This is a genomic window from Stenotrophomonas sp. RS-48 (assembly GCF_030053245.1).
GTDB lineage: Bacteria > Pseudomonadota > Gammaproteobacteria > Xanthomonadales > Xanthomonadaceae > Stenotrophomonas > Stenotrophomonas maltophilia_P.
This window is the reverse complement of record NZ_JASGBV010000045.1, coordinates 1-23,202: the sequence shown is the minus strand read 5'-3', so window position 1 is coordinate 23,202 and position 23,202 is coordinate 1. Positions and strand designations below refer to the sequence as shown.

Here is a 23,202-nt window from a genome sequence, read left to right as displayed (position 1 = left end):
TGCCGCAGCGCGCGCTCGCTGCGGCCAGTGCCGCCCCGCGCCTGGCCGGCGCACCGGCCGTGCTGACCGATACCCGCCTGGAACTGGCCATCGGCGAATCGCTGGCCAACTTCACCGGTCGCACCCGGCCGGCGATCACCGTCAACGGCTCACTGCCGGCACCGATCCTGCGCTGGCGCGAGGGCCAGACCGTGGATCTGTTCGTACGCAATACGCTGGACCGCCACCCGACCTCGATCCACTGGCATGGCATCCTGCTGCCGGCCAACATGGACGGCGTCCCGGGCCTGAGCTTCAACGGCATCGGTCCCGGCGAGACCTACCACTACCACTTCCAGCTCAAGCAGTCGGGCACGTACTGGTATCACAGCCATTCGATGTTCCAGGAGCAGGCCGGCCTGTATGGCGCACTGATCATCGACCCGGCCGAGCCGGCCCCGTACCGGCACGACCGCGAGCACGTGATCATGCTGTCGGACTGGACCGACATGGACCCGGGTGCACTGTTCCGGCGCATGAAGAAGCTCGCCGAGCACGACAACTACTACAAGCGCACCCTGCCCGACTTCGTGCGCGATGTGCGCCGCGATGGCTGGTCCGCGGCGCTGTCCGACCGCGGCATGTGGGGACGGATGCGGATGACACCCACCGACATCTCCGACATCAACGCGCATACGTACACCTACCTGATGAACGGCACCGCGCCGGCCGGCAACTGGACCGGGCTGTTCCGCACTGGCGAGAAGGTGCTGCTGCGCTTCATCAACGGCGCCTCGATGACCTACTTCGACGTGCGCATTCCCGGCCTGAAGATGACCGTGGTCGCTGCCGATGGCCAGTACATCCATCCGGTCAGCATCGATGAGTTCCGCATCGCCCCCGCCGAGACCTACGACGTGCTGGTCGAACCCAGCGGGCAGGATGCGTTCACCATCTTCTGCCAGGACATGGGCCGCACCGGCTACGCGGCCGGCACCCTGGCCGTGCGCCACGGCCTGCAGGCGCCGGTTCCCGCCCGCGACCCGCGCCCGCTGCTGACGATGAGCGATATGGGTCACGACATGGGCGGCGGTCACGGCGGTCATGACATGGCCGCGATGAAAGGCATGGAAGGCGGCTGCGGCGCCAGCATGGGGCACGGCGCGCATGGCGGCGCGACGACCACCGGCAAGGCACCGCAGCACCCGGCCAGCGAACGCAACAATCCGCTGGTGGACATGCAGAGCTCGGCCACCGATCCCAAGCTGGACGATCCCGGCATCGGCCTGCGCGACAACGGCCGCCAGGTGCTGACCTACGGCGCGATGCGCAGCCTGTTCCAGGACCCCGATGGCCGCGAGCCCAGCCGTGAGATCGAGCTGCACCTGACCGGCCACATGGAGAAGTTCTCCTGGTCGTTCGACGGCATTCCATTCGCCAGCGCCGAGCCACTGCGGCTGAACTACGGCGAGCGCATGCGCATCGTGCTGGTCAACGACACGATGATGCAGCATCCGATCCACCTGCATGGCGTCTGGAGCGATGTGGAGGACGCGCAGGGCAACTTCCAGTTGCGCAAGCACACGGTGGACATGCCGCCGGGCACCCGCCGCAGCTACCGCGTGCGCGCCGATGCGCTCGGCCGCTGGGCCTATCACTGCCACCTGCTCTACCACATGGAAGCGGGGATGATGCGCGAAGTGAGGATCGAAGAATGAAGCGCTCCCTTTTCTCCCCCAGCCTGCTGGCAATGGCCCTGACCGTCGCACTGCCTGCTTTCGCACAGTCGCACGCGGGCCATGACATGCCCACGCCCGCACCGGCACCGGCGCCGAAGACCAAGCAGCCCACTGCCGAAGACGCGGTTGATCACTCGAAGATGAATCACTCGAAGATGGATCATTCGACGATGGATCACTCGCAGATGGATCACGCGGCGATGGGTCACGGCACGTCCGCGCCGACCGAGCCGCGCGAGCCGATTCCAGTGCCCACCGACGCCGATCGTGCCGCCGCGTTCCCGCCCATCGCCCATGGCGCGATGGAGCATGCGCCGGAGATCAACAGCCTGCTGCTGATCGACCGCCTGGAGCATTGGGACGGCAAAAACAGCAACGGCCAGGCCTGGGAGGCCACCGGCTGGATCGGCGGCAACATCAACCGCCTGTGGCTGCGCACCGATGGCGAGCGCAGTGAGGGCCGCACCGAATCCTCGGCGGTGGAAGCACTGTACGGGCGCAGCGTGTCGCCCTGGTGGGATGTGCTGGTGGGTGTCCGCCAGGACTTCCGCCCCGCCGATTCCCGAACCTGGGCGGCCATCGGCATCCAGGGCCTGGCGCCGTACAAGTTCGAGAGTTCGGCCACGCTCTATGCCGGCTCCGGCGGACAGCTGCTGGCCAAGGCCGAAGTGGAGTACGACGTGCTGCTGACCAACCGGCTGATCCTGCAGCCGCTGGTGGAGGCCACCGTGGCCAGCAAGGACGAACCGGAGTACGGCATCGGGCGCGGCCTGAACAAGGTCGAGGCCGGACTGCGCCTGCGCTACGAGTTCAGCCGCCGCTTCGCGCCTTACATCGGTATCACCCATGAGCGCAGTTTCGGCGATACCGCCGACTATGCCGGCGACCACGCGCGCGACACGCGCTGGGTAGCGGGCGTGCGCATGTGGTTCTAGTCGGCACAATGCGTGCAGCAGCCGGCCCCGGTTCAGACCGGGGCCGGCTACACTGCGGCACGTTCTTTCGCAGCTTGCATCATGGCCTTGCAGATCCGCCGCGCCACCTTCGCCGACGCTGAAGCGCTGTCAGCGATCGCCATTGCCACCTACACCGAAACCTGGGGCGATTCCTATCCGCCGCAGGATCTGCATGCGTTCCTGCATGCGCACTACAGCACGCAGCCGCAGCGCATCGAGCTGTCCGATCCACGCAGCGCGGTCTGGCTGCTGCTCGATGGCGATACGGTGGTTGGCTATCTGGCCGCAGGAGCCAACACCCTGCCGCATGTCGACGCCCACGACGGCGACATCGAACTCAAGCGCCTGTATGTGCTGGCGGCGTACCAGAACGGCGGCCACGGGGCGCGCCTGATGGAGGCGTTCCTGCATTGGCTGGATACGCCGCAGCGCCGCACCCTGTGGGTCGGCGTCTGGGAGGAGAACCTCGGCGCACAGCGCTTCTACGCGCGCTACGGTTGCAGCAAGGCCGGCGAATACGACTTCATCGTCGGCGACAGCCGCGATCGCGAGTTCATCCTGCGCCGGGCCTGACGCCCCCGGGATCGCCGCTGCCCCGTGGGCCTGTCAGAAATCGAACAGGTCGGACAGGAAGCTTTCCTTCTTCTTATTCTTGTAGCCGTAACCGTGCTGGCCACGGTTTTCGTCGTGACGCTGGCCAAGGTGGCGGGTATCGCGGTGCATCACCGGCGGTGGCACTGCCGCCGGTTGTGCCTGTGCTGGCGGCGGTGGCGGCACCGCCGCACCAGCATTGGCGCGCTCGATGATCTTGTCCAGTTCGCCACGATCCAGCCACACGCCGCGGCAATTCGGGCAGTAGTCGATCTCGATGCCATGGCGCTCGGCCATCTGCAGGGTCTGGGTCTTGCACACGGGGCACAGCATCGGCATCGCTCCTGTCAGGTCTGATCTGGACTCTACCTGCTCTGCGATGACTGTCCGGCAACGCATGACCGATGGCAGGGGGACTTCCGGCGCGTGCCCTGCATCGCGCCGCATCGCACACTGCGGTCTGGTCCCGCATGGAATGCGCTGATGAGTGTCCTGTCCCGCCTGCCGACTGCCGCCCGGATCCTGCTGGTCCTGCTGGGAACGGGCCTGGGGCTGAACGTACGTGACATCGCGGCGGCGCTGGGGCGGCCCATCCCCGGCCTGCCGATCCCCTATGGCGGCAGCCTGCTCGACAACGCCCTGGCGGTGCTGGTGGCCGTGCTGCTGGCCCTGCTGCTGCGTCCGCGCCACATGGGGTTGGCCGAAAGCCTCGGCCTGCGCGGCAACGGAATGCGCGGACCGCTATGGGTGCTGCTGGCCAGCCTGCCCTGCTGGGTGGGTCTGGCCGTGCTCGGCCGACCCAACACGGCGCTGACCGCCCTCGATGCGACGATGCTGGCCGTTCTGTTCCCGCTGGCCGAAGAGATTCTGTTCCGCGGCCTGGGCTTCATTCTGCTGGTGAAGATCGTGCGCGGCCCGTGGCCCTTGCTCGCACTGCCGCAGGCCCTGTTGTTCGGCATGGTGCACTGGCTTGGATTCGGCGGTTTCGATGGCGGTGGGGTGGCGCTGTTCGTCGGCGCAGTGATCGCCTTGGGGGGCTTCGTCTTCGCCTGGCTGGACCGCCTGGATGGCAACACCCTGTGGTGCGGCCTGGTGCTGCATGTGTCGATGAACCTGGCCTGGAACGTGTTCAGCCTGGACGACGCCGTGGCGCTGGGTTGGCAGGCCACGAGCCTGCGCATCGGCACGGCTCTGCTGGCGGTCGCGGTCCTGGCCTGGGACATGCGCCGGCGCCGCCGCCTGTAACATCCACGTGGCTTGCCGTGCACGCCGGGATCACTACCGGATTGCGCATACTTGCGCGCCTTTTCACCGTCGCTGTCCGGAGTTGTCGCGTCATGTTGCTGTCCAAGCGCCACGTTGAACCGCGCGTCCTGCTGATCGAGGACGCGGAGGAGACCCGCGAACTGAGCCGCATGGCGCTGGAAAGCCAGGCCTGCCACGTGGTGGGGGTGAGCTCTGCCGAAGCGGCACTGGGCCTGCTGGCCGCCGGCGAGCGCTTCGACCTGCTGTTCACCGACGTCAATCTGGGCCCGATCAGCGGCATTGAAGCCGCCAACCGGGTCCGCGGCCTGCATCCCCAGCTGCCGATCCTGGTGACATCGGGCATGGACCAGCACGCCGTCCTGCCGCAGCTGCGCGACGGCATCCATTTCCTGCCCAAGCCGTACAACATGAGCGAGCTGCTCGATGCGATCCGCCTGTGCTTCCGCCACGCGGATGTGGGCGTATTGACCGGGCCGGATGCACAGGCGGCGTGAAGCATCCATCCACGCCCTGCGTGGATGACCTCCGCCGTCAACCGCTGCTGTACGGCCCGGTGCCCGGGAACACCCTCAGCAGCGCGCGCGTGATCACGTCCGGGTAGACCGTGAAGTGGTCCTCGTCATCGATCACCATGTTCTCCACCTTCAACGAACGCCCGCTGCTGCGCAGCTGCTCGGCGAATTCGGCGTTGTCGCGCAGCATGTCGTTGCGGGTGAAATAACGCGGCTCGGGCTTGACCGTTTCAAAGCTGCCTACCGACAGCACCACCGTGGTCGGCTGCGTCGGCGCCTTGGCCTCCGCCTGCATGCGCGGCACGCGATGATCATCGAACCACAGCGACGGACTGGACAGGATGTAGCTACGGAACATGTCCGGGCGCGTGGTCAGCACATAGGCACCGAACAGGCCACCATAGGAATGGCCTGCATAGGCGCGCCGCGCCGGATCGGTGCGGTAGCGCGCATCGATCATCGGCAGCACCTGCTCGGCAAGAAAGTCGCGATAGTGCGCGGCACCGCCGTAGCTGACCTTATCACTGTATTCCCGCGGATTGGTACGTACCGGGTCGCTGGGCGTGTAGTCGCGCGAGCGGCTCTGCCTGGAGGTCAGCCCCTCCTGCGGCGGCAGCCCGACCAGGATGAAGTTTTCGATGTTGACGCCCTGCTGCCCCACCATGTGTCGCACGCTGCGCACCAGCGGGAAGCTGTACAGCGCGTCGGTCACGTACAGCACCGGATAGCGCTTTTCCGGATGTGCGGCGTAGTCGGCCGGCAACGCCACCCACACCGGGTAATCGCGGCCGACCGGATCGTGCACGCGCAGCGCCTCGGTATCCGGCAGCACCACACCCGGCGCGATGGTAGACGCGCTTTGCTTTGCCTCACTCTGCGCCGCCGGTGGCGCCACCGACATCGCACAGCCACTTACGGCCAGACAGGCCGCCACACTCCATCCACGCACACGCTTCATCATACACACTCCCGTTACGGGCGCCGCTGCCGCATTCTTGCATGCGGTGCACGCCGGTGCCAGTGCGGTCAGGGCGAAGCTGGCGGCGCGGGGAACAGCGTGCGCAGCGCCTGCAATGCGGCCGGGTGATAGATCGTGGCGTGGGTTTCCTCTGGCAGCGGCAGGTACTTCACCAGCGGCGACGGCGACGCCTGTTGCAGCAACGTAGCCAGCTGCGCCGCGGAACTGGCCAGTTCCGGTTGCCCACTGCTGGCCAGGAATACGCGTGGCTTTGCCTGCGTCACCGCCGGCAGCTGCGTGGCTGCGCCGGCCAGCAAGGTGCCACGGTTCCACCACAGGCTGGGATCGAGCGCGATGTAGCTGTCGAACAGCGTCGGTTCCTGCAGCAATGTTTCAACCACGAACAGGCCGGCCAACGATTCGCCGATCAACGCACGCTCGTCGGTGGTCGGGTAGCGCTGGCGCACCTGCGGCATCAGTTCATCGCGCAGGAAGGTGCGGTAGGCCGCCGAACCGCCGATGCGCGGCGCGATCTTCTGGTCCTGCGGGTCCTTGCTGGGGCCGGTCATGTCGCGGCGGCGCTCGGTGTTCTCGATGCCAACCAGCAGGAACGGGCGCATGCTGCCGTTACCGGTCAGCACCTGCACCAGCCCCGCCACATGCAGGAAGTCCTCGCCGATGCCGCCGTCGGGCATGTAGAGCACCGGCAGCGGTGCCTTCGGATCCAGGCCCCACGGCTGCGGGCGGTAGACATTGATGCGGCGGGTCTCGCCCAGCGCCTTCGATTGCACGGTGAAGGTCTCGCCGATGACGAGCGGCGCGGCCGGCGTTGTCTGCGCGGACGGCGCCGGTTCGGCGGCCATCAACGGCGTAGCGGAGACGGCGGACAACAACAGCGACAGCACGATGAGGCGCATGGGGGAACCCGTCCTGGGAAAGAGGCCGAGCATAGCGCGAGGTCGCTGTAGATCCACGCCAAGCGTGGATGGATCACTGTAGAGCCGAGCCCACGCTCGGCTTGGCCTTGACGCGAACTGCAGCCGAGCATGGCTCGGCTCTACAACACATCGCTCTGGCGCGGACGCCAACATCTCGGTCGTCGCAAATGCACCGATTTTCGAGGGTACGACTCGCAGGCCTTGCCACCGCTGCAGGCGAAAGTCACGCCCATTTTCCACGCGACACATCACGGCATGGTCGCCGCCACCCGCTGTTCTCGACAACTTCCAACGCGATAAACCGGGCGTAAGCATCAACACGTCGCGTACTGTCGCTTGCCGCATCAGATGCGCCTGCGCCACCATCGTCGCGCGCCTTGGTTCCGCATTTCTCTTCGGAGAATCCTCATTGAAATCCAAGCGCGTGCGTAAACACCATGCAGCGCCACCGACAACGGGTGGCACCGGGCCTGCAAGCCCGTGATGACATTCACGCTGTTGTTTGCGCTCACCGGCCGACGCTGTCTTTGGATGGTGCCGGCGGGTGATCCGTCGGCCGTTATGGCGGGCGGTGCGTGGGGGTTTTCGGACCCGCCGGTTACTGCGTGATGTCATTCCGGCTTGCAGCCACGCATCGCCTGCCACCCGTCCTGCGCGGTGGCATTCCCACCCCAGCGCCGAGGAAGCCGACATGAACCAGCGTCCGCCGTATGCTTCAGATACCGCCAGCGTCAACGATGACGATGACAACCCATCGCCCGAACTGAGCACCTTCCTGGGCTGCCTGAAACGCATCCGCGCGGGTGAAGGTGCCGATGGTCTGCCCTGGCCTGAGGCCGACGTTTCCCCGGGGCGTGGGGTTGCCCTGTCGCGGGTGGAACGGGCTGCCATCGGCATGCTGACCGTGGCGGAAATGCTGCACGCCGCCGACCGCTGCCGGGAAATGGCCACGCCGGACCGGCATCTGGACGCCGGGGTGGTGGAAGGGCTGTTCTTCGCTTGCCGCAGCCTGGCGGAACTGGTGTGCCGGGATGTGCGGGCCGAGTAGCCCGCTGCTGCAAAGCGGTCCATACTCGGGCCGGACCGGTCCATCGTCATGTTCAAACCTACAAGGAGGTACGCATGTTGAATGCAATGATCGTCGTCGCACTGGCCGCAGGCCCAACCGCATCCGCTCCGTATGGCGACTGCCTGCTCGCTAACCTCCAGCCCGGGCTGTCCGACCTTGCGGTGCAACTGGTGCAGCAGGCCTGCGCCGCGAAACATCCCGACAGCTTCGCTGCATCAGCTGAACTGGAGCGCAGATACAGCATCCAACGGCTGGCGCAGTTCGATGCGGATCGTGCCACGGCGGAGCGGGCCGCGAACGCCGCCGCCCGCGCTGCGAATGTGGCTGCCACCGTGGCGGCGGAACGCGAGGCAGCAGAGGCCGAGGCTGCGACGGCGAAGTAGCCTCCACAGGAGGTGGGGAACGCACCCATTGATCGCTGTCCAAGGAAAGGAATTCCCATGCAGATGACGTCGCTTGCTTTCGGCATCGCGCTGTTGACGAGTGTGTCTGTCGGCCCGGCACTGGCCGTTGCCGAGGCCACACCCGTGAAGGCGCGCACCACCGTGGAATCGCGGACGACCTGGCCAGCAGGCTCCGTCGAGGCCGCGTCCATTCTGGCGTGGGTCAAGGCACGGTCTCCCGGATACGCGCCCGTCACCTCTGGGGGAGAGATTTCGATTGTCCGCAGGCAGATTGAGCCGCAGCCGCTGACTCGAACATCCAGCGGCTCAACTGTGGAGCTGCCCGCCTCAGGGCGGCAGGGCGAGGCGATCACGATCACGAATCGCCAGGCAGATGGCTCCATCGAAACCTGGGCCCATACAGGGATCGACAGCGGGTGGATGCTGGTTGAGTATCACTTCAAGCGCGGCTTCAGCCCCGAGAGCATGAACTAGTCCAGTTCCGCTTTGCACTCCTGTATGGCCCTGGAATGCTCCGCGATCTGCGTCGGATTTTCGTCCAGCATCTCCGCTCCATGCCGCACATGCATCAAAACAGGCCGCCGCAGCGTTGACTGCGCGGTGCTAGGATTCAAGCCACCAGTCCAGGGTCCAACCGTATGAGCAGCTTCAGCTTCTGGCATTGGATGATCGTGCTTGCGGCCGTGCTGATCCCGGCCGGGATCGCCGCTGTCCTTGCCTATGTGCTGTTCCGAAGCCAGAAAGTGAAGTCGTGAGCGACACGCAATCGTCAGCCCCATGCAACGTCTGCGCGCAGCCGCAGAATGGGGCGCAGATGGAGAATGAAGCGCGTTGCCCTTGGCCTTGAGGCGGAGGACGATCCAAAGAAAAGGCGCCCCGAAGGACGCCTAAGTCTCTGAGTGCAATGGTGGGCCGTGTAGGATTCGAACCTACGACCAAAAGATTAAAAGTCTTCTGCTCTACCGACTGAGCTAACGGCCCGGTGCACTGCCCCAGCCGCGTGGCGGGGGTGGGCATTCTACCCCACTTTGCCACGCGACGCGAAACCCCATACCCGCAGCCCGGGCAATCAAGCGCCCGGGCAGCCGGCTTGAACCGGCTTAAACCTTCCGCCCACACCGCGCATCCCATCCCTGATCCCCACTGGAGAGCCTGGATGCGCCGCTGCCTGCCCCTGATCGCCGCACTGCTGTTGCCCGGCGCCGCGCTGGCAGCGGCGTCCCCGGTGCGTAGCGACGACATCGCCCGCTTCTGGGCCACCTACGATGCGGTGCGCGCCGAACCCGATGCCGAGCGCCGGGTGGCGCTCGTGCAGCAGCACTACGTCGACCCGGGCAGTCCCGGCCTGCATGCGCTGATGCAGGTCCGCAATTACACCGCGCGCGAGTATGCCGATGCCATGCGCGCGTGGCCGCGGTTCTGGAACTCGGTAAGGCCACTGACAACCAACGCCCGCAGTGCCAGCGCGACGCTGGAACAGGATCTCATGGCCTTCCGCACGCTCTACCCCGCCCTGCGCCCAGCCACGATCACCTATGCGGTGGGCGTGCTGCGTACCGGTGGTACCACGCTGGGCGACCAGGTGCTGATCGGTGCGGAGATGGCACTGGGCGACGAGCGCGTGGATGTCAGCGAACTGCCGGAGCCGATGCGCAGCCGCCTGCGCATCTTCTATGACAGCCGCCCCGGCGCGAACAACGCGCAGAACAACCTGCATGAGTATGTGCACACCCAGCAACGCGAGACCACCGGCAATCTGGCGCAGTACGCGGTACGCGAGGGTGTGGCCGAGTACATCGCCGAGCGCATCAGCGGCAAGCGCCCTGCCCTGCCGCTCTATGACTACGGCCCGTTGCACGAAGCGGAGATACGCACCCGGTTCATCGCCGAGATGGACGGCGATGACCTGAACAACTGGCTGTACAACAGTGCCCGCAATCCGTTCGGCGTGAGCGACGTGGGCTACTACGCCGGTTATCGCATCGCGCAGGAGTACATGCGCCGGCAGGCCGATGAGAAGGCGGGGATCGCGCGGATGATCGAGCTGGACTACGCCGATCCCAAGGCGGTGCGGGCCTTCATCGAAGCTTCCGGTTGGTTGCAGCAGCGGTAGCGCCGGGCCATGCCCGGCGCACAGTGCCAACCAAGGTTGGCACCCACCATTGGGGCATCAGCCCCCATCACCTCAGGCGTACAGCGTCGGGTCGGCCACGCCGGCGTCGGCGAAGCCCTGTGCACGCAGGCGGCAGGCATCGCAGTGGCCGCACGCGGCACCGTTGGCATCGGCGTTGTAGCAGGACACGGTCAGGCCGAAGTCCACGCCCAGGCGCACGCCCTCGCTGACGATCTGGCCCTTGCTCAGGAACTGCAGCGGCGCGTGCACCTTGATGCCTGCGCCTTCCACGCCCGACTTCGTCGCCAGGTTGGCCAGGGTCTGGAAGGCGGCGATGAATTCGGGGCGGCAGTCCGGGTAGCCGGAGTAATCCACGGCATTGACGCCACAGAAGATGTCGTTGGCGCCCAGCACTTCGGCCCAGCCCAGGGCCAGCGACAGCATGATGGTGTTGCGTGCGGGCACGTAGGTGACCGGAATGCCGGCACCGCCGGCCTCGGGTACGTCGATGTCATCGGTCAGTGCCGATCCGCCGATGCTGCGCAGGTCCACATCCACGGTCTTGTGCGCGACCACGCCCTGGGCCTTGGCCACGCGTGCGGCGGCGTCCAGTTCGGAGGTATGACGCTGGCCATAGCGCACGCTCAGGGCATGCACGGCAAAGCCCTGTTCCTGGGCCATGGCGATGACGGCGGCTGAATCCATGCCGCCGGAGAGAAGCACGACTGCCTTCTTCATGGAAAATCTTCCGGTTGGGGGAGGAAAGCCAGCACGCTGTCCCGCGCCGGAGTTGCATTAGGAAACAATGGCGGCCTCAGCGGCCCGGCTCATCGTTCCACAGAATCTTGTGCAGCTGCATCTGGAAGCGTACCGGAAGCCGGTCTTCAACAATCCAGTCGGCCAGCTGGCGCGCGGTGATCTCCCCCTTGCTGGGCGAGAAGAACACCGTGCAACGCTTCACCAGCTCGTGCTCGGCCAGCAGGGCCTTGGCCCAGTCGTAGTCCTTGCGGCTGCAGATGACGAACTTGATCTGGTCGCGTGCGGTCAGCAGCGGCAGGTTCTCCCAGCGGTTGCGCGCCACCTCGGCCGAACCCGGGGTCTTGATGTCGACTACGCGTGATACGCGCGGGTCCACCGCGCTGACGTCCAGCGCACCGGACGTTTCCAGCGAGACGTCCAGGCCGGCGTCACACAGCTTCTGCAGCAGCACCAGGCAGCGCTTCTGCGCCAGCGGCTCGCCGCCGGTCACGCACACGTGACGCACGCCCTGGGCCAGCACTTCGGCAACGATGTCGTCGATATCCCACCAGGTGCCGCCGTGGAAGGCGTAGGCGGTGTCGCAGTACTGGCAGCGCAACGGGCAGCCGGTCAGCCGCACGAACACGGTCGGCCAGCCGGCGGTATCGGCTTCGCCCTGCAGCGAGGTGAAGATCTCGGTGATCTTCAGGCGCGGCAGGGGCGACTGCACGATGTCGCTGGGGGTGGCGACGGCGTTGGACGGGGTAACGGCGGTCATGGCGGGAACTTCTTTGTGGGACACGTGGCGGGTGGGCTACCGTGGCTGGTAACGAAAGCAGCCGAGCATGGCTAGGCTCTACAACAGCAACCGGACGGGCATGGCCCAGCCGGTGACGCGAGCCGCCGGGCATGGCCCGGCGCTACCGGATCCGGGTGGGTTGGCCGATCCGGAAACGAAAGCAGCCGAGCATGAGCTCGGCGCTACGGGACACGTATTGTACGCCCGGTCAGCGGATCTGCTGGCCCAGGCGGATCGACTGCAGGCGGTCCTGCGCGGTGCGCGCGGCGTCCGAGCCGGGGTACTGCGCCACGACGGTCTCCAGCGTCTGCTGGGCCTGATCGACCTTGCCCTCGCCATACTGCGAGAGGCCGACCTTGAGCAGGCCGCCCGCGGCCTTGTCATGGGTCGGATAGCGTGAGAGCAGTTCGCGGAACTGGGTCTCGGCCATCGGGAAATTGCGGGTGGCGTAGTAGCTTTCGCCCAGCCAGTACAGTGCATTCGGCGCGTACGCGCCGTTCGGATACAACTGCAGGAAGCTCAGGAACAGCTGCGCCGAATCATCGTACTTGCCGGCCTTGAGCGAATCGAAGGCGACGTTGTAGGCGGTGCGCTCGTCGCCCGTGGCGGCCAGACTGCCGGGATCGCCATGGATGGACGGCGGCCGCTCGGAAGTGGCCGCCGCTGCCGGTTTGGCCGGGGCCGGTGCGGCCTGCGGCGCGTTCGCCGGAACGGGGGGCAGGACCGGGGCATTGCCCCCTTCCAACCGGTTCAGGCGGCTGTCCAGGTCCAGGTACTGATCCTGGGCGGACTGCTTGAGCTGGGCGTTGTCGTGCTGCAACTGCTCGATCGAGGCCTGCAGGCTGGTCACCTGCTGCCGCAGCTGGTTGATCTGGTTCAACAGGTCCTGGTTGGCACTGTTGTTGTACATCTGCTGCTCGAGCGCGCCGACACGATCGGCCAGACTCTGTCGCTGTGCATGCGCCGGTGCGGCAGCCACGAGGGCTGCCGCAACGACCAGCATCAATGTGATGCCAATGCGCATGGATTACTGCGCGGTGTAGACGATTTCGACGCGACGGTTCTGCGACCAGCAGGACTCGTTCGACTCGGTGCAGACCGGACGCTCTTCACCGTAGGACACGACGGTCAGCTGCGAAGCCGAGCCACCGTTGGCCTGCAGCGCCGAGCTGACGCCGTTGCCACGACGCTCGCCCAGGGCCTGGTTGTACGCGCGCGAACCACGCTCGTCGGTGTGGCCCTGCAGGGTGATGCGCGAGGACGGGCGGTCACGCAGGTACTTGGCGTGGCAGGCCATGATGGCCTGGAATTCCGGCTTCACGTCTTCCTTGTCCAGGTCGAAGTAGACAACGCGCTGGCGCAGGCAGGCATCGGTATCCAGGTCGCCCGGGCCGTACAGGCCGGAGGTCGACGGACCGGTCGGGGTGGTGGTCGAGGTGCCGGTGTCAACCGGGGCTGCCGGCTCTTCCTTCACCTTCTTCGAGCAACCGGCCAGGACGGCCACAGACAGCAGGGAAACAAGCAGAACACGGGTGGACTTGTTCATGGCGATACCTTTGTGGCTCCTAGGCCGATGAGGGGTTCAAGACAGCGAAAATATTAACACTCTTTTAGCGCTGGGTACGGTATGGGGACCATGCCGGCTCGCGCACATCACCATCGGCCAGAACCAGGCGCTGGCGAACCCGCGCATCGGCCGAAACGGCATACAACACACCACGGCCACCTTCGCGGGCGGCGTACAGCACCATGCTTGCGTTGGGCGCAAAGCTCGGCGATTCATCCAGCGAACCCGGGGACAGGGTGCTCCAGCGCGGCGAGCCCAGCGAGCTGTCCATCATCGCGATCTTGTAGCTGTTGCCCGAGCCCTGGGCCACGGCGATCTTCTTGCCGTCATAGGACACCGAAGGCTTGGCGTTGTAGTTGCCCTGGAAGGTCACGCGCTCGGCGCTGCCGCCGCCGGCACCGACCTTGTAGACCTGCGGACGGCCGCCGCGGTCGGAGGTGAAGTACACCGCGCTGCCGTCCGGCGCCCAGGTCGGCTCCGTATCGATGGCGAAGTGGTTGGTCAGCTGGGTCAGCTGCTTGCTGCCCAGGTCCATCACGTAGATTTCCGGGTTGCCGGAGCGCGACAGGGTCAGGGCCAGCTTGCGGCCGTCCGGCGAGAACGCAGGCGCGCTGTTGATGCCGCGGAAGCTGGTGACCAGCTCACGGGCACCGGTGGCGATGTTCTGGATGTAGATGGCCGAGTTGCCGCGCTCGAAGCTGACGTAGGCCAGCTTGCCACCATCCGGGCTCCACGACGGCGACAGCAGCGGCTCGGCCGAACGCACAATGGTCTGCGGGTTGTAGCCATCGGAGTCGGCCACCATCAGCGCATAGCGCATGGCGTCGCCCTTGCCGCTGGCGGTCACGTAGGCGATGCGCGTCCAGAAGGCACCCCGGACACCAGTGATCTTCTCGTAGATGGCATCGGCCATCTGGTGGGCGACGTCGCGCATGGCATTGCCGCGGGCGGTCATCGCCAGGCCGAGCAGGCGCTCGCCCTTCGGCACGTCGAACAGTTCGTACTCGACACGGTAGGCACCGGCACCGGCATCCAGCACGCGGCCGACCACGATGTAGTTCTGCTTCAGCGCGCGCCAGGTGGCGAACTGGATCTCGCCGCCACGGACGGGCTTTTCCACGATCTGCGCTTCGGGCAGGGTGCGGAACTGGCCCGAACGTTCCAGGTCGGCGCGGACCACACCGGCGACATCGGTCTGCGGTGCGGCCGACGAGCCCTGGTAGGGCATCGGCACGATGGTGATCGGCAGCGCGGACGCGTTGCCGCCGATGATGTCGATATCCAGTCCCCTCTGCTGCGCGACGGCAGCGAAGGGCAGCAACAGGGCCGCAAACACGGCAAGCCAACGAGGCATCTTCTTCATGGAGCGCTCAATAGGGGGAAACCGGAACGAGGGATAGCAAAGCGGCGGTGAACCGCTTCGCAATCATGAACCAAGGGTACGTGAATTCCGGGTCAGTTCCAGCCCGTCCTCTCACGCCCCATTAACGTATCGGTCGGCTGCCGCGCGACGGGGCGACCCGCAGGCCGGCCCGCGCGGCCGATCAATCCTGCGCGGTGAAGGTCAGGTTGAGCGTGCGCGCAAACACCGATTCGAATCCGCGATAGGGCAACGGCTGCGCATTGAGCACTGCGGCCTCGATCGAACGCCTGCCGGCTTCGTCATAGGGGCAGTTGGCGCCCACCTTGGCCTGAAGCACCTGCCCCCCCGGAATCTGGGTGATGGTGATCTGGCAGCGCTGGCCCAGCGGCACACTGTCTGGACGCGTCCAGGCGCTGCGAACCTTGGCCTGGATCGCGGCAGCGTACTTCGCCGACAGATCATCGCTGTTGCCACCGCCCCCAGCGGCCGGCTGTGCCGCGCCGGTGTTGCCGGCCGGCGCGCTGCCGGCGGCGTTGCGTGCGGCGGCGACCTGGCGCAGCTTCTGCTCGGCCAGCTTGGCTTCCTTCTCCGCCTGTTCGCGCCTGGCACGGATCTCGGCGATCTTCTTCTGCCGTTCGGCCTCGGCCTGGTCGGCGGCCTGCCGCTCCTGCTCGGCACGCTTCTTCTTGGCGTCTTCTTCCTGCTGCTTGGCCAGGCGCAGCTTCTGCTCGGCTTCTTCCTGGCGCTTGCGCTCGGTCAGGTCGATCTGCTCCTGGCGGCGCTTGGCTTCCTGTTCCTGCCGGGCCTTCTCCTGCGAGATGGCCAGTGCGCTCACCGCCTCCTGGTCCTGCGTATCGGGCTGGGCGACACGCTCCTGCGCCTGTTGCTGCTGCGGCGTGGGAGCATCCTGCGGACGTGGCTCGGGAATCGGCTGCGGCGGTGGAATGGTGTCCTCGGGCACCGGAATCGGCTCGGCAACCGGCGGCGGCAGATCTTCCAGCTTCTCCGACTGGCGCAGGGCCTGGCGCGCAGCGGCCGCCTCCGACGCGGACAGCGCCAGGCTGGCCTCGACCGAGGGATCACCGGCAGCGGCATCGGTATTGCGCGTGGGCGACCACAGCCACGCCAGGATGAACACCAGCGCGACCAGCAGGTGCACCAGCACGGCCAGCGCCAGGGGCAGGCCCCAGCCCGGTTCCTGCTGTCGCGGAGGCGGCAGGGTCTCAGCGTGCATCGGTGGCCAGGCCTACCTTGTCCACTTTCGCGCGCTTGATCACGTCCATCGCCGCGATGACCTTCTCATAGGCCACGGCACGGTCGGCGGCGACGATCACGCGCAGGCCCTTGTCCTGTGCGGCGATGCCGGCCAGGCGCCCTTCCAGCTCCTCGGCAGACACGGCCGTGGGCTCCTTGGCGTCGGGCAGCTTCAGGCTCAGCTGGCCGTCCTGGCGCACCGAAACGATCACCGGATCCTGCTTGCTCTCCAGCGCCTTGGCATTGGAGTTCGGCAGGTCCACGTCAAAACTCAGGGTGAGCAGCGGCGCGGTGACCATGAAGATGATCAACAGCACCAGCATGACGTCGATATAGGGAACGACGTTGATTTCCGATTTCAGCTTGCGGCGCTTGCGGCGACCGATGGCAGCGGACATGGCTTGGACTCCCGGGTCAGGCGCTTACTCGTCGCCAGCGCTCTGGCGCTGCAGGATGGAGCTGAACTCGTCGGCGAAGGTCTCGAAACGGACCGACATGCGCTCCACACGGGTGGTGAAGCGGTTGTAGGCCCACACCGCCGGGATCGCCACGAACAGGCCGATGGCGGTGGCGAACAGCGCTTCGGAGATGCCCGGGGCGACCGAGGCGATGCCGGCCTGGGCGCCGCTGCTGATCATGTCGTGCATGGTCACCATGATGCCGAACACGGTGCCGACCAGGCCCACGTAAGGCGCGGTCGAGCCGATGTTGGCCAGCAGTTCCAGATTGCGCTCGAGCTGGTCGACTTCGCGGGTGTAGGTGGTGCGCATCGCACGTTGCGCGCCTTCCAGCTGCGCACGGCCATCCAGCCGGCGCTTGTCGCGCAGGCGGGTGAACTCGCGGAAGCCCGCCTCGAAGATCGCCTCCAGGCCGCCCACGTTGCGGCTGCGGTCGGTGGCCGAGCTGTACAGCTTGCCCAGGTCGGCGCCGGACCAGAAGCGGTTCTCGAACTCGTCCGCCTCGCGGGTGGCCTGCTTGAACACGCGGGCCTTGCGGAAAATGATCACCCAGCTGACGAACGAGCCAACCAGCAGCAGCAGCACGATGATCTTCACCGGCAGGCTGGCCTTGGCCATCAGTTCGAGGTAGTTGATGCCGCCGCCGGTGGTGGCCTGGGCAAGGGTCTGGGTCGCGGCGTTGCTGACGTCAGCCGGCAGTGCCTCGGTGACCGTGGCCTGCAGGGCCAGGAGCGTTGCGATCATCCGTTGTTCCTCAGTGTTCGGATTCGGGGTGGAGGTAGGGTTGCAGCACAGCAAGAACGGCGTCGTCCATGCCACGCGGGCGGAAACTGGCCGCGTCCAGTGCGGCGATGCGGACCTGCGCCGACAGCAGCAGTTCGCCGTCGCGCTCGATCCGCTGATCGAAGACCATGCTGGCCTTCTTCAGCTGGACCAGCGTGGCACTCACCTGCAGGAGGTCATCCAGCCGCGCCGGCCGGATGAAGTCCATCTGCATGGCACGTACCGCGAAGACCATGCCGTGTTCGCTGCGCATGCGCTCCTGGCCATAGCCCAGCGCGCGCATCCATTCGGTCCGGGCCCGTTCCATGAAGGCCACGTAGCGGGCGTGGTAGACCACCCCGCCTGCGTCCGTATCTTCCCAGTAAATGCGTGTCGGCCAACTGAATAGTGGCTCAACCGACATCGGGAACCTCCGCGAACAGGTCCTGCGGCGGGTTCTTCGGCTTCAGGCCCATGTGCCGGTACGCCTTGTGGGTGGCCATGCGGCCGCGCGCGGTGCGCACCAGGAAGCCCTGCTGGATCAGGTAGGGTTCGACCACGTCTTCCAGCGTGCCGCGCTCTTCGGACAGCGCGGCGGCCAGCGATTCGATGCCGACCGGGCCGCCGTCGAAGTAGTCCACCAGGGTCCTGAGCAGGCGCCGGTCGAGCTCGTCGAAACCCTCCGGGTCGACCTTGAGCATCTGCATGGCCGCCTGGGCGACCGCCACGTCGATATGGCCACCCGCCTTCACCTGGGCGTAGTCGCGCACCCGCCGCAGCAGGCGGTTGGCGATGCGCGGGGTGCCACGCGCACGGCGCGCGATCTCCCCTGCGCCATCGGCGGTGCAGTCGATGCCCAGGATGGTGGCCGAGCGGCGTACGATCCGGGTCAACTCCTCGACACTGTAGAACTCCAGCCGCTGGACGATGCCGAAGCGGTCGCGCAGCGGCGCGGTCAGCAGGCCGGCGCGGGTGGTGGCCCCGATCAGCGTGAACGGTGGCAGGTCGATCTTGATCGAGCGGGCCGCAGGGCCCTCGCCGATCATGATGTCGATCTGGAAATCCTCCATCGCCGGGTACAGCACTTCCTCGACCACCGGCGACAGGCGGTGGATCTCGTCCACGAACAGTACGTCGTGTGGCTGCAGGTTGGTCAACAGGGCGGCCAGATCACCGGCCTTTTCGATCACCGGACCGGATGTCACCCGCAGCGCCACCCCCAGTTCGTTGGCGATGACGTGGCTGAGTGTGGTCTTGCCCAGCCCCGGCGGACCGAAGATCAGCACATGGTCGAGCGCGTCGCCGCGGGCCTTGGCCGCTTCGATGTAGATCTCCAGCTGCTCGCGCACCGGCGCCTGGCCCAGGTAATCGGCCAGTCGCTTGGGGCGGATGCTGGCGTCGGCGGCGTCATCCTCGCGGGTGGCGCCGGCGCCGATGATGCGGTCGTCGGTCATGTGCTGATTATGCGGCAAAAGCGCGGGTTTCGGCCGGGCTGCGCCCGGCGCCCGCAGAAGCAACGGCAACATCCAGAGCAACAGCCGAAGCGGACGTCCTGGCAGATGGCGGGGTGGGTCCGGTTCCTGGTGGGTGTCGACCTGGGTCGACACAGTAGATCCACGCCATGCGTGAATGGGAGTGTGGATGACTCACGACATGGGGTCGGAGCCCATTCCTGCGGAAAAGGGCTCCGACCCCGGCAGTCAGATCTCGACCTGTGCGCCCAACTCAACCAGACGGTTGCCCGGAATCCGGAAGAAGCCCGTGGCCGGCGCAGCATTGCGATGCATCAGTGCGAACAGCTTGTCGCGCCAGATCGGCATGCCGCGGTTGGCGGTGGCGACGATGGTCTCGCGGCTGGCGAAGAAGGTGGTGTCCATCGGATCGAAATAGATCCCGCCGTGGTCGCAGGAGCGCATCAACGCCAACGGTACGTCCGGCGTCTCCATGAAACCGAAGCGGACATAGACCCGGTAGAACTCGTCGCCCACCGATTCGATCTTCAGCCGCTGCCCCTCCATCGCATAGGGAATGGGCAGGGTTTCCACATGCAGGAAGACGTTGCGCTCGTGCAGCACCTTGTTGTGCTTGAGGTTGTGCATCAGTGCATGCGGAGCCACGGTCGGGTCAGCGGTGAGGAACACCGCGGTACCCGGCACGCGCACCGGCGGCGCCAGCATCAGGCCCGGCAGGAAGGTGTCGATGCGGATGCCGTCCTTGCGGATCTCGTCGCGCAGCAGCTCTCGGCCACGGCGCCAGGTGCGCATCATGGTGAACAGGAAGATGCCCAGCACGACCGGGAACCAGGCGCCCTGCAGCAGCTTGGCGCCATTGGCGATGACGAAGCCGACGTCGATGATGAAGAACACCACGCACAGCGGCAGGATCCAATGGCGCGCCTTGGGCCACAGCGAGCGCGCGACCAGGGCCAGCAGCAGCGTATCGATCAGCATGGTGGCCGAGACCGAGATGCCATAGGCCACGGCCAGGTTCGACGAGCTGCGGAAGGCCAGCACCAGGCCGATGACCATCACCGCGATGCCCCAGTTGATGCCCGGGATGTAGATCTGGCCGATGGTGTCGTGCGAAGTGTGCTTGATGCGCATGCGCGGGATGTAGCCGAGCTGCATGGCCTGGCGCGAGACCGAGAACGCGCCGGTGATCACCGACTGCGAGGCGATCACCGCCGCCATCGTGGCCAGGATGATCATCGGATACAGGGCCCAGTCGGGGACCGCTTCGAAGAAGGGATTCTTCACCGCTTCGGGATGGTTCAGCACCAGCGCGCCCTGCCCCAGATAGTTCAGCACCAGGCACGGCAGCACGAAGAAGTACCAGGCATGACGGATGGGCTTGGCACCGAAGTGGCCCATGTCGGCATACAGGGCCTCGCCACCGGTGACCGCCAGCACCACGGCGCCAAGGATGAAGATGCCGTGCCAGCTGTGCTCCATGAAGAAGCGGATCGCCCACCACGGGTTGAACGCCTTCAGCACTTCCGGCGAATCGATGATGTTGTAGATGCCGATCGCCGCCAGCGAAATGAACCACACCGATGTGATCGGGCCGAACGCCTTACCGATCTTCTCTGTGCCGAAACGCTGCGCGGCGAACACCATCAGCAGGACCACCACGGTGATCGGCACGATGAACGCGTGCAGGCCCGGTGCGGCCACCTCCAGGCCCTCGACGGCACCAAGCACCGAGATCGCAGGGGTGATCACGCCATCACCGAAGAACAGCGACGCACCGAAGATGCCCAGGATGCCCACCACGTAGGCCGAGCGTGAGCCGTTGCGCAGCGTACGCTGGGTCAGCGCCATCAACGCCATGATGCCGCCCTCGCCATCGTTGTCGGCGCGCATGATGATGGTCACGTACTTCAGGGTGACCACGATGTTCAGCGCCCAGAACGCCAGCGACAGCACGCCGAGCACGGTGTCGTGGTCGCTGTTGAGCCCGTAGTGCGGCGAGAACGCCTCCTTCAGGGTGTACAGCGGGCTGGTACCGATGTCACCGAAGACCACACCGATCGCACCGATGACCAGCGCCAGTCCCCCGGCCGGGGGCGCGTGACCGTGTCCGCCAGGGGCGGCTGCGTGCGGGGTTTGACTGCTGGACATGGGACTCCTGGCGAAGCTCAGGCGATGGGGGGAGGGAAAGGACGCGGCTCAGCGCAGCGCCGACTGCAGGGCCTTGCGGATGACCGTGGCCACTTCGTCGCCTTCGTTGAAGGCATCACGGGCCATGCGGGCCGCTTCAGCCGGCTTGTAGCCCAGCTGCTGCAGCGCCACGGTGGCATCGGACAGCGGGTCGGCCGGGGCCGGACCGCTGCCGGTCGGCAGCGCCCCGCCGGCACCGAACTGGGCCGCACGGTCGCGCAGCTCCAGCACCATGCGCTCGGCGGTCTTCTTGCCGATGCCCGGGATGCGGGTCAGTGCGGTGATGTCGCCCGCCTGCACCATGCGCGCGAATTCCTCGACGCTGACAGCGGACAGCACGGCCAGCGCGATCTTCGCGCCGATGCCGCTGACCTTCTGCACATCGCGGAACAGCCGACGCTCGCCTTCGCGCAGGAAGCCGTACAGCGAGACGCTGTCTTCCTTCTGCGCGTAATGGGTGTACAGCGTGACCTCGCGTCCGAGCTCGGGCAGGTCGTAGAAGGTGCTCATCGGCGCCTCCAGTTCGTAGCCCACTCCATTCACGTCCACCACCAGCCACGGCGGCGCCTTGTAGGCGACGATGCCGCGCAGTCGACCGATCATTGCGTGCAGCTCCTCATTTGCGACCCCACGCCTGGCGGGCGCTGAGCCCCAAGCGGTTGGCCGTCGCCCTTACGTGGGCGTGGGTGATCGCTACCGCCAACGCGTCGGCCGCGTCGGCCTGCAGCTTGGTTTTCAGGTTGAGCATGAGCCCGACCATGTGTTGAACCTGTTGCTTTTCCGCGCCACCACGGCCGACCACGGCCAGCTTGATCTCGCTGGCGGCGTATTCGTGCACCGGCAGGTCGCGCAGCACCACGGCCGAAATGGCTGCGCCGCGGGCCTGGCCCAGCTTCAGCGCCGAATCGGGGTTGCGCGCCATGAACACGCGCTCGATCGCCACTTCCTGCGGCTGGTACTCGCGGCACAGGTCGGCCAGACCCAGCACCAGCAGCTTCATCCGCTGCGGGAAATCGTCGGCGCCCAGCAGTACCAGGGGCTGGTGATGGACGTGGATGACGCGCCCTGCGGCATCGACATCGATGATGCCCACCCCGGTCCGCTGTGAACCGGGGTCGATGCCGAGGATGCGGGTCATGCCGCGCTCCTGGCGGGGCGGAACGGGAAGCGCTGGCAGGCGTATGGGCTCATGACTGTCCGCGGTGACCGTTCAACGGCCCGCGCCCAGGCCGTCGGTGACGGCTCAGGCGTAGGCGTCGGCGCCGAGTTCGGCGTTCGAATACACGTCCTGCACGTCGTCCAGGTCTTCAAGCATGTCCAGCAGCTTGCGGACCTGCAGGGCGACCTCGCCCTCGACCTTGATGTCGTTGTCGGCGCGGAAGGTGATCTCGGCGTGGTCGGCGAGATGCCCTGCGGCAGTCATCGCCTCCTTTACCGCGTTGAATGCGTCAGGGCTGGTGACCACGTCGATCGAGCCATCGTCCGGATAGACGACGATGTCATCGGCGCCCGCCTCGATGGCCGCTTCGGTGATCGCCTCCTCGTCGGCACCCGGGGCAAAGCTGAGCACGCCCAGGCGCTTGAACATGAAGGCCACCGAGCCCTCGGTACCCATGTTGCCGCCGCATTTGCTGAACGCGTGGCGGACATCGGCCACGGTGCGCACGCGGTTGTCGGTCAGGCAATCGACGATCACCGCCACACCGCCGGGCGCATAGCCCTCGTAGCGCACTTCCTCGTAGTCGACGCCTTCCAGCTCACCGGTGGCCTTCTTGATCGCACGTTCGATCACGTCCTTGGACATGTTCACGGCCAGGCCCTTATCCATCGCCACGCGCAGGCGCGGGTTGTTGTTGGGGTCGCCTCCACCGCCGCGCGCGGCCACGCCGATCTCGCGGATGATCTTGGTGAAAATCTTGCCGCGCTTCGCGTCGGACGCGTTCTTGCGGGCTTCGATGGAGGGGCCTCTACCCATGGGTGCTACCGTCTGGCTGCTTCAGGATCAAGGCGCGGATTCTACCTGATCGGGCGCTGCAACCGTGTCTAGGGCGGATGGACGCCGCTGCGCTCGCCGGGC

26 protein-coding genes and 1 tRNA gene are annotated in these 23,202 nt (G+C 66.4%); 9 read left to right on the top strand and 18 right to left on the bottom strand.

Annotated features, from left to right (window positions below; all coding sequences use genetic code 11):
* From QMZ25_RS09430 to QMZ25_RS09420, 3 genes are all read left to right on the top strand, one after another.
* Positions 1–1,697, top strand: a 1,697-nt coding sequence (locus QMZ25_RS09430) for a copper resistance system multicopper oxidase (RefSeq protein ID WP_283219514.1), incomplete at its 5' end; no start/stop codon positions are given.
* Complete coding sequence (locus tag QMZ25_RS09425) at positions 1,694–2,653, top strand: copper resistance protein B (protein WP_283219513.1); 960 nt, start codon at positions 1,694–1,696, stop codon at positions 2,651–2,653. The genes QMZ25_RS09430 and QMZ25_RS09425, both read left to right, overlap by 4 nt.
* Positions 2,654–2,734: 81 nt before the next feature.
* A complete protein-coding gene (locus tag QMZ25_RS09420; RefSeq protein ID WP_262100820.1) occupies positions 2,735–3,247 on the top strand; it encodes a GNAT family N-acetyltransferase in 513 nt (170 codons plus the stop codon).
* A 33-nt stretch (positions 3,248–3,280) separates the two neighbouring features.
* Here the strand turns inward: QMZ25_RS09420 and QMZ25_RS09415 are convergent, their stop codons facing one another.
* Positions 3,281–3,598, bottom strand: a complete 318-nt coding sequence (locus QMZ25_RS09415; RefSeq protein WP_283219512.1) for a zf-TFIIB domain-containing protein — start codon at positions 3,596–3,598, stop codon at positions 3,281–3,283.
* 150 nt (positions 3,599–3,748) lie between these two features.
* Here QMZ25_RS09415 and QMZ25_RS09410 point away from each other — a divergent pair, with 150 nt between their 5' ends.
* Together QMZ25_RS09410 and QMZ25_RS09405 are read left to right on the top strand one after the other, a co-directional pair.
* On the top strand, positions 3,749–4,510 hold the full coding sequence (locus QMZ25_RS09410) for a CPBP family glutamic-type intramembrane protease (protein WP_283219511.1): 762 nt from the start codon (positions 3,749–3,751) through the stop codon (positions 4,508–4,510).
* Between the two features lie 92 nt (positions 4,511–4,602).
* Positions 4,603–5,025 carry a response regulator gene (locus QMZ25_RS09405; RefSeq protein ID WP_065174769.1) on the top strand — a complete coding sequence of 141 codons (423 nt, stop codon included), beginning with the start codon at positions 4,603–4,605 and terminating at the stop codon, positions 5,023–5,025.
* 37 nt (positions 5,026–5,062) lie between these two features.
* Here the strand turns inward: QMZ25_RS09405 and QMZ25_RS09400 are convergent, their stop codons facing one another.
* Entirely contained in the window at positions 5,063–6,001 is a 939-nt protein-coding gene (locus QMZ25_RS09400) for an alpha/beta hydrolase-fold protein (RefSeq protein WP_283219510.1), read from the bottom strand.
* A gap of 68 nt (positions 6,002–6,069) precedes the next feature.
* Positions 6,070–6,918: an alpha/beta hydrolase-fold protein gene (locus QMZ25_RS09395; RefSeq protein ID WP_283219509.1), complete on the bottom strand. Its 849-nt coding sequence runs from the start codon at positions 6,916–6,918 to the stop codon at positions 6,070–6,072.
* Between the two features lie 712 nt (positions 6,919–7,630).
* Here QMZ25_RS09395 and QMZ25_RS09390 point away from each other — a divergent pair.
* The 3 genes from QMZ25_RS09390 (at position 7,631) to QMZ25_RS09380 (ending at position 8,886) form a co-directional block, all read left to right on the top strand.
* The gene (locus QMZ25_RS09390) at positions 7,631–7,987 is read left to right on the top strand and encodes a hypothetical protein (RefSeq protein ID WP_111186738.1); all 357 of its coding nucleotides are present in this window, start codon (positions 7,631–7,633) and stop codon (positions 7,985–7,987) included.
* A gap of 74 nt (positions 7,988–8,061) precedes the next feature.
* Positions 8,062–8,391 carry a hypothetical protein gene (locus QMZ25_RS09385; RefSeq protein WP_283219508.1) on the top strand — a complete coding sequence of 110 codons (330 nt, stop codon included), beginning with the start codon at positions 8,062–8,064 and terminating at the stop codon, positions 8,389–8,391.
* Between the two features lie 57 nt (positions 8,392–8,448).
* Positions 8,449–8,886, top strand: a complete 438-nt coding sequence (locus QMZ25_RS09380) for a hypothetical protein (RefSeq protein ID WP_197572211.1) — start codon at positions 8,449–8,451, stop codon at positions 8,884–8,886.
* 431 nt (positions 8,887–9,317) lie between these two features.
* Here QMZ25_RS09380 and QMZ25_RS09375 read toward each other — a convergent pair.
* Positions 9,318–9,393: transfer RNA gene (locus QMZ25_RS09375), tRNA-Lys, on the bottom strand.
* A gap of 175 nt (positions 9,394–9,568) precedes the next feature.
* On the opposite strand from QMZ25_RS09375, the gene QMZ25_RS09370 reads away from it, so the two are divergent.
* Positions 9,569–10,525, top strand: coding sequence for a DUF2268 domain-containing putative Zn-dependent protease (locus QMZ25_RS09370; protein ID WP_283219507.1), 957 nt, complete (start codon positions 9,569–9,571; stop codon positions 10,523–10,525).
* Positions 10,526–10,597: 72 nt separating this feature from the next.
* Here the strand turns inward: QMZ25_RS09370 and queC are convergent, their stop codons facing one another.
* The 14 genes from queC to QMZ25_RS09300 form a co-directional block, all read right to left on the bottom strand.
* Positions 10,598–11,263, bottom strand: a complete 666-nt coding sequence (gene queC / locus QMZ25_RS09365) for a 7-cyano-7-deazaguanine synthase QueC (protein ID WP_053520243.1) — start codon at positions 11,261–11,263, stop codon at positions 10,598–10,600.
* A gap of 76 nt (positions 11,264–11,339) precedes the next feature.
* Positions 11,340–12,041 (bottom strand): 7-carboxy-7-deazaguanine synthase QueE, encoded by a 702-nt coding sequence (queE, locus tag QMZ25_RS09360; protein WP_283219506.1) that lies wholly within the window; start codon positions 12,039–12,041, stop codon positions 11,340–11,342.
* 229 nt (positions 12,042–12,270) lie between these two features.
* Complete coding sequence (gene ybgF, locus QMZ25_RS09355) at positions 12,271–13,086, bottom strand: tol-pal system protein YbgF (protein ID WP_283219505.1); 816 nt, start codon at positions 13,084–13,086, stop codon at positions 12,271–12,273.
* A gap of 3 nt (positions 13,087–13,089) precedes the next feature.
* Positions 13,090–13,608: a peptidoglycan-associated lipoprotein Pal gene (gene pal / locus QMZ25_RS09350; protein ID WP_005418510.1), complete on the bottom strand. Its 519-nt coding sequence runs from the start codon at positions 13,606–13,608 to the stop codon at positions 13,090–13,092.
* 64 nt (positions 13,609–13,672) lie between these two features.
* Positions 13,673–14,992 (bottom strand): Tol-Pal system beta propeller repeat protein TolB, encoded by a 1,320-nt coding sequence (gene tolB / locus QMZ25_RS09345; protein WP_053520246.1) that lies wholly within the window; start codon positions 14,990–14,992, stop codon positions 13,673–13,675.
* A 181-nt stretch (positions 14,993–15,173) separates the two neighbouring features.
* Complete coding sequence (gene tolA, locus QMZ25_RS09340) at positions 15,174–16,226, bottom strand: cell envelope integrity protein TolA (protein WP_053520247.1); 1,053 nt, start codon at positions 16,224–16,226, stop codon at positions 15,174–15,176.
* On the bottom strand, positions 16,216–16,644 hold the full coding sequence (gene tolR, locus QMZ25_RS09335; RefSeq protein ID WP_053520248.1) for a protein TolR: 429 nt from the start codon (positions 16,642–16,644) through the stop codon (positions 16,216–16,218). The genes tolA and tolR overlap by 11 nt, the downstream gene beginning before the upstream one ends.
* Before the next feature lie 24 nt (positions 16,645–16,668).
* Entirely contained in the window at positions 16,669–17,448 is a 780-nt protein-coding gene (tolQ, locus tag QMZ25_RS09330; protein WP_053520249.1) for a protein TolQ, read from the bottom strand.
* A 10-nt stretch (positions 17,449–17,458) separates the two neighbouring features.
* The gene (gene ybgC / locus QMZ25_RS09325) at positions 17,459–17,890 is read right to left on the bottom strand and encodes a tol-pal system-associated acyl-CoA thioesterase (protein WP_053520250.1); all 432 of its coding nucleotides are present in this window, start codon (positions 17,888–17,890) and stop codon (positions 17,459–17,461) included.
* Positions 17,880–18,920, bottom strand: a complete 1,041-nt coding sequence (gene ruvB, locus QMZ25_RS09320) for a Holliday junction branch migration DNA helicase RuvB (protein ID WP_065174760.1) — start codon at positions 18,918–18,920, stop codon at positions 17,880–17,882. Before ruvB ends, ybgC begins: the two co-directional genes overlap by 11 nt.
* A gap of 246 nt (positions 18,921–19,166) precedes the next feature.
* Positions 19,167–21,086, bottom strand: coding sequence for a potassium transporter Kup (locus tag QMZ25_RS09315; protein WP_053519356.1), 1,920 nt, complete (start codon positions 21,084–21,086; stop codon positions 19,167–19,169).
* A 48-nt stretch (positions 21,087–21,134) separates the two neighbouring features.
* On the bottom strand, positions 21,135–21,728 hold the full coding sequence (gene ruvA / locus QMZ25_RS09310; RefSeq protein WP_053519357.1) for a Holliday junction branch migration protein RuvA: 594 nt from the start codon (positions 21,726–21,728) through the stop codon (positions 21,135–21,137).
* Between the two features lie 13 nt (positions 21,729–21,741).
* Entirely contained in the window at positions 21,742–22,263 is a 522-nt protein-coding gene (ruvC, locus tag QMZ25_RS09305) for a crossover junction endodeoxyribonuclease RuvC (RefSeq protein ID WP_053519359.1), read from the bottom strand.
* 105 nt (positions 22,264–22,368) lie between these two features.
* Positions 22,369–23,100: a YebC/PmpR family DNA-binding transcriptional regulator gene (locus QMZ25_RS09300; RefSeq protein ID WP_053519361.1), complete on the bottom strand. Its 732-nt coding sequence runs from the start codon at positions 23,098–23,100 to the stop codon at positions 22,369–22,371.
* Positions 23,101–23,202: the final 102 nt, after the last annotated feature.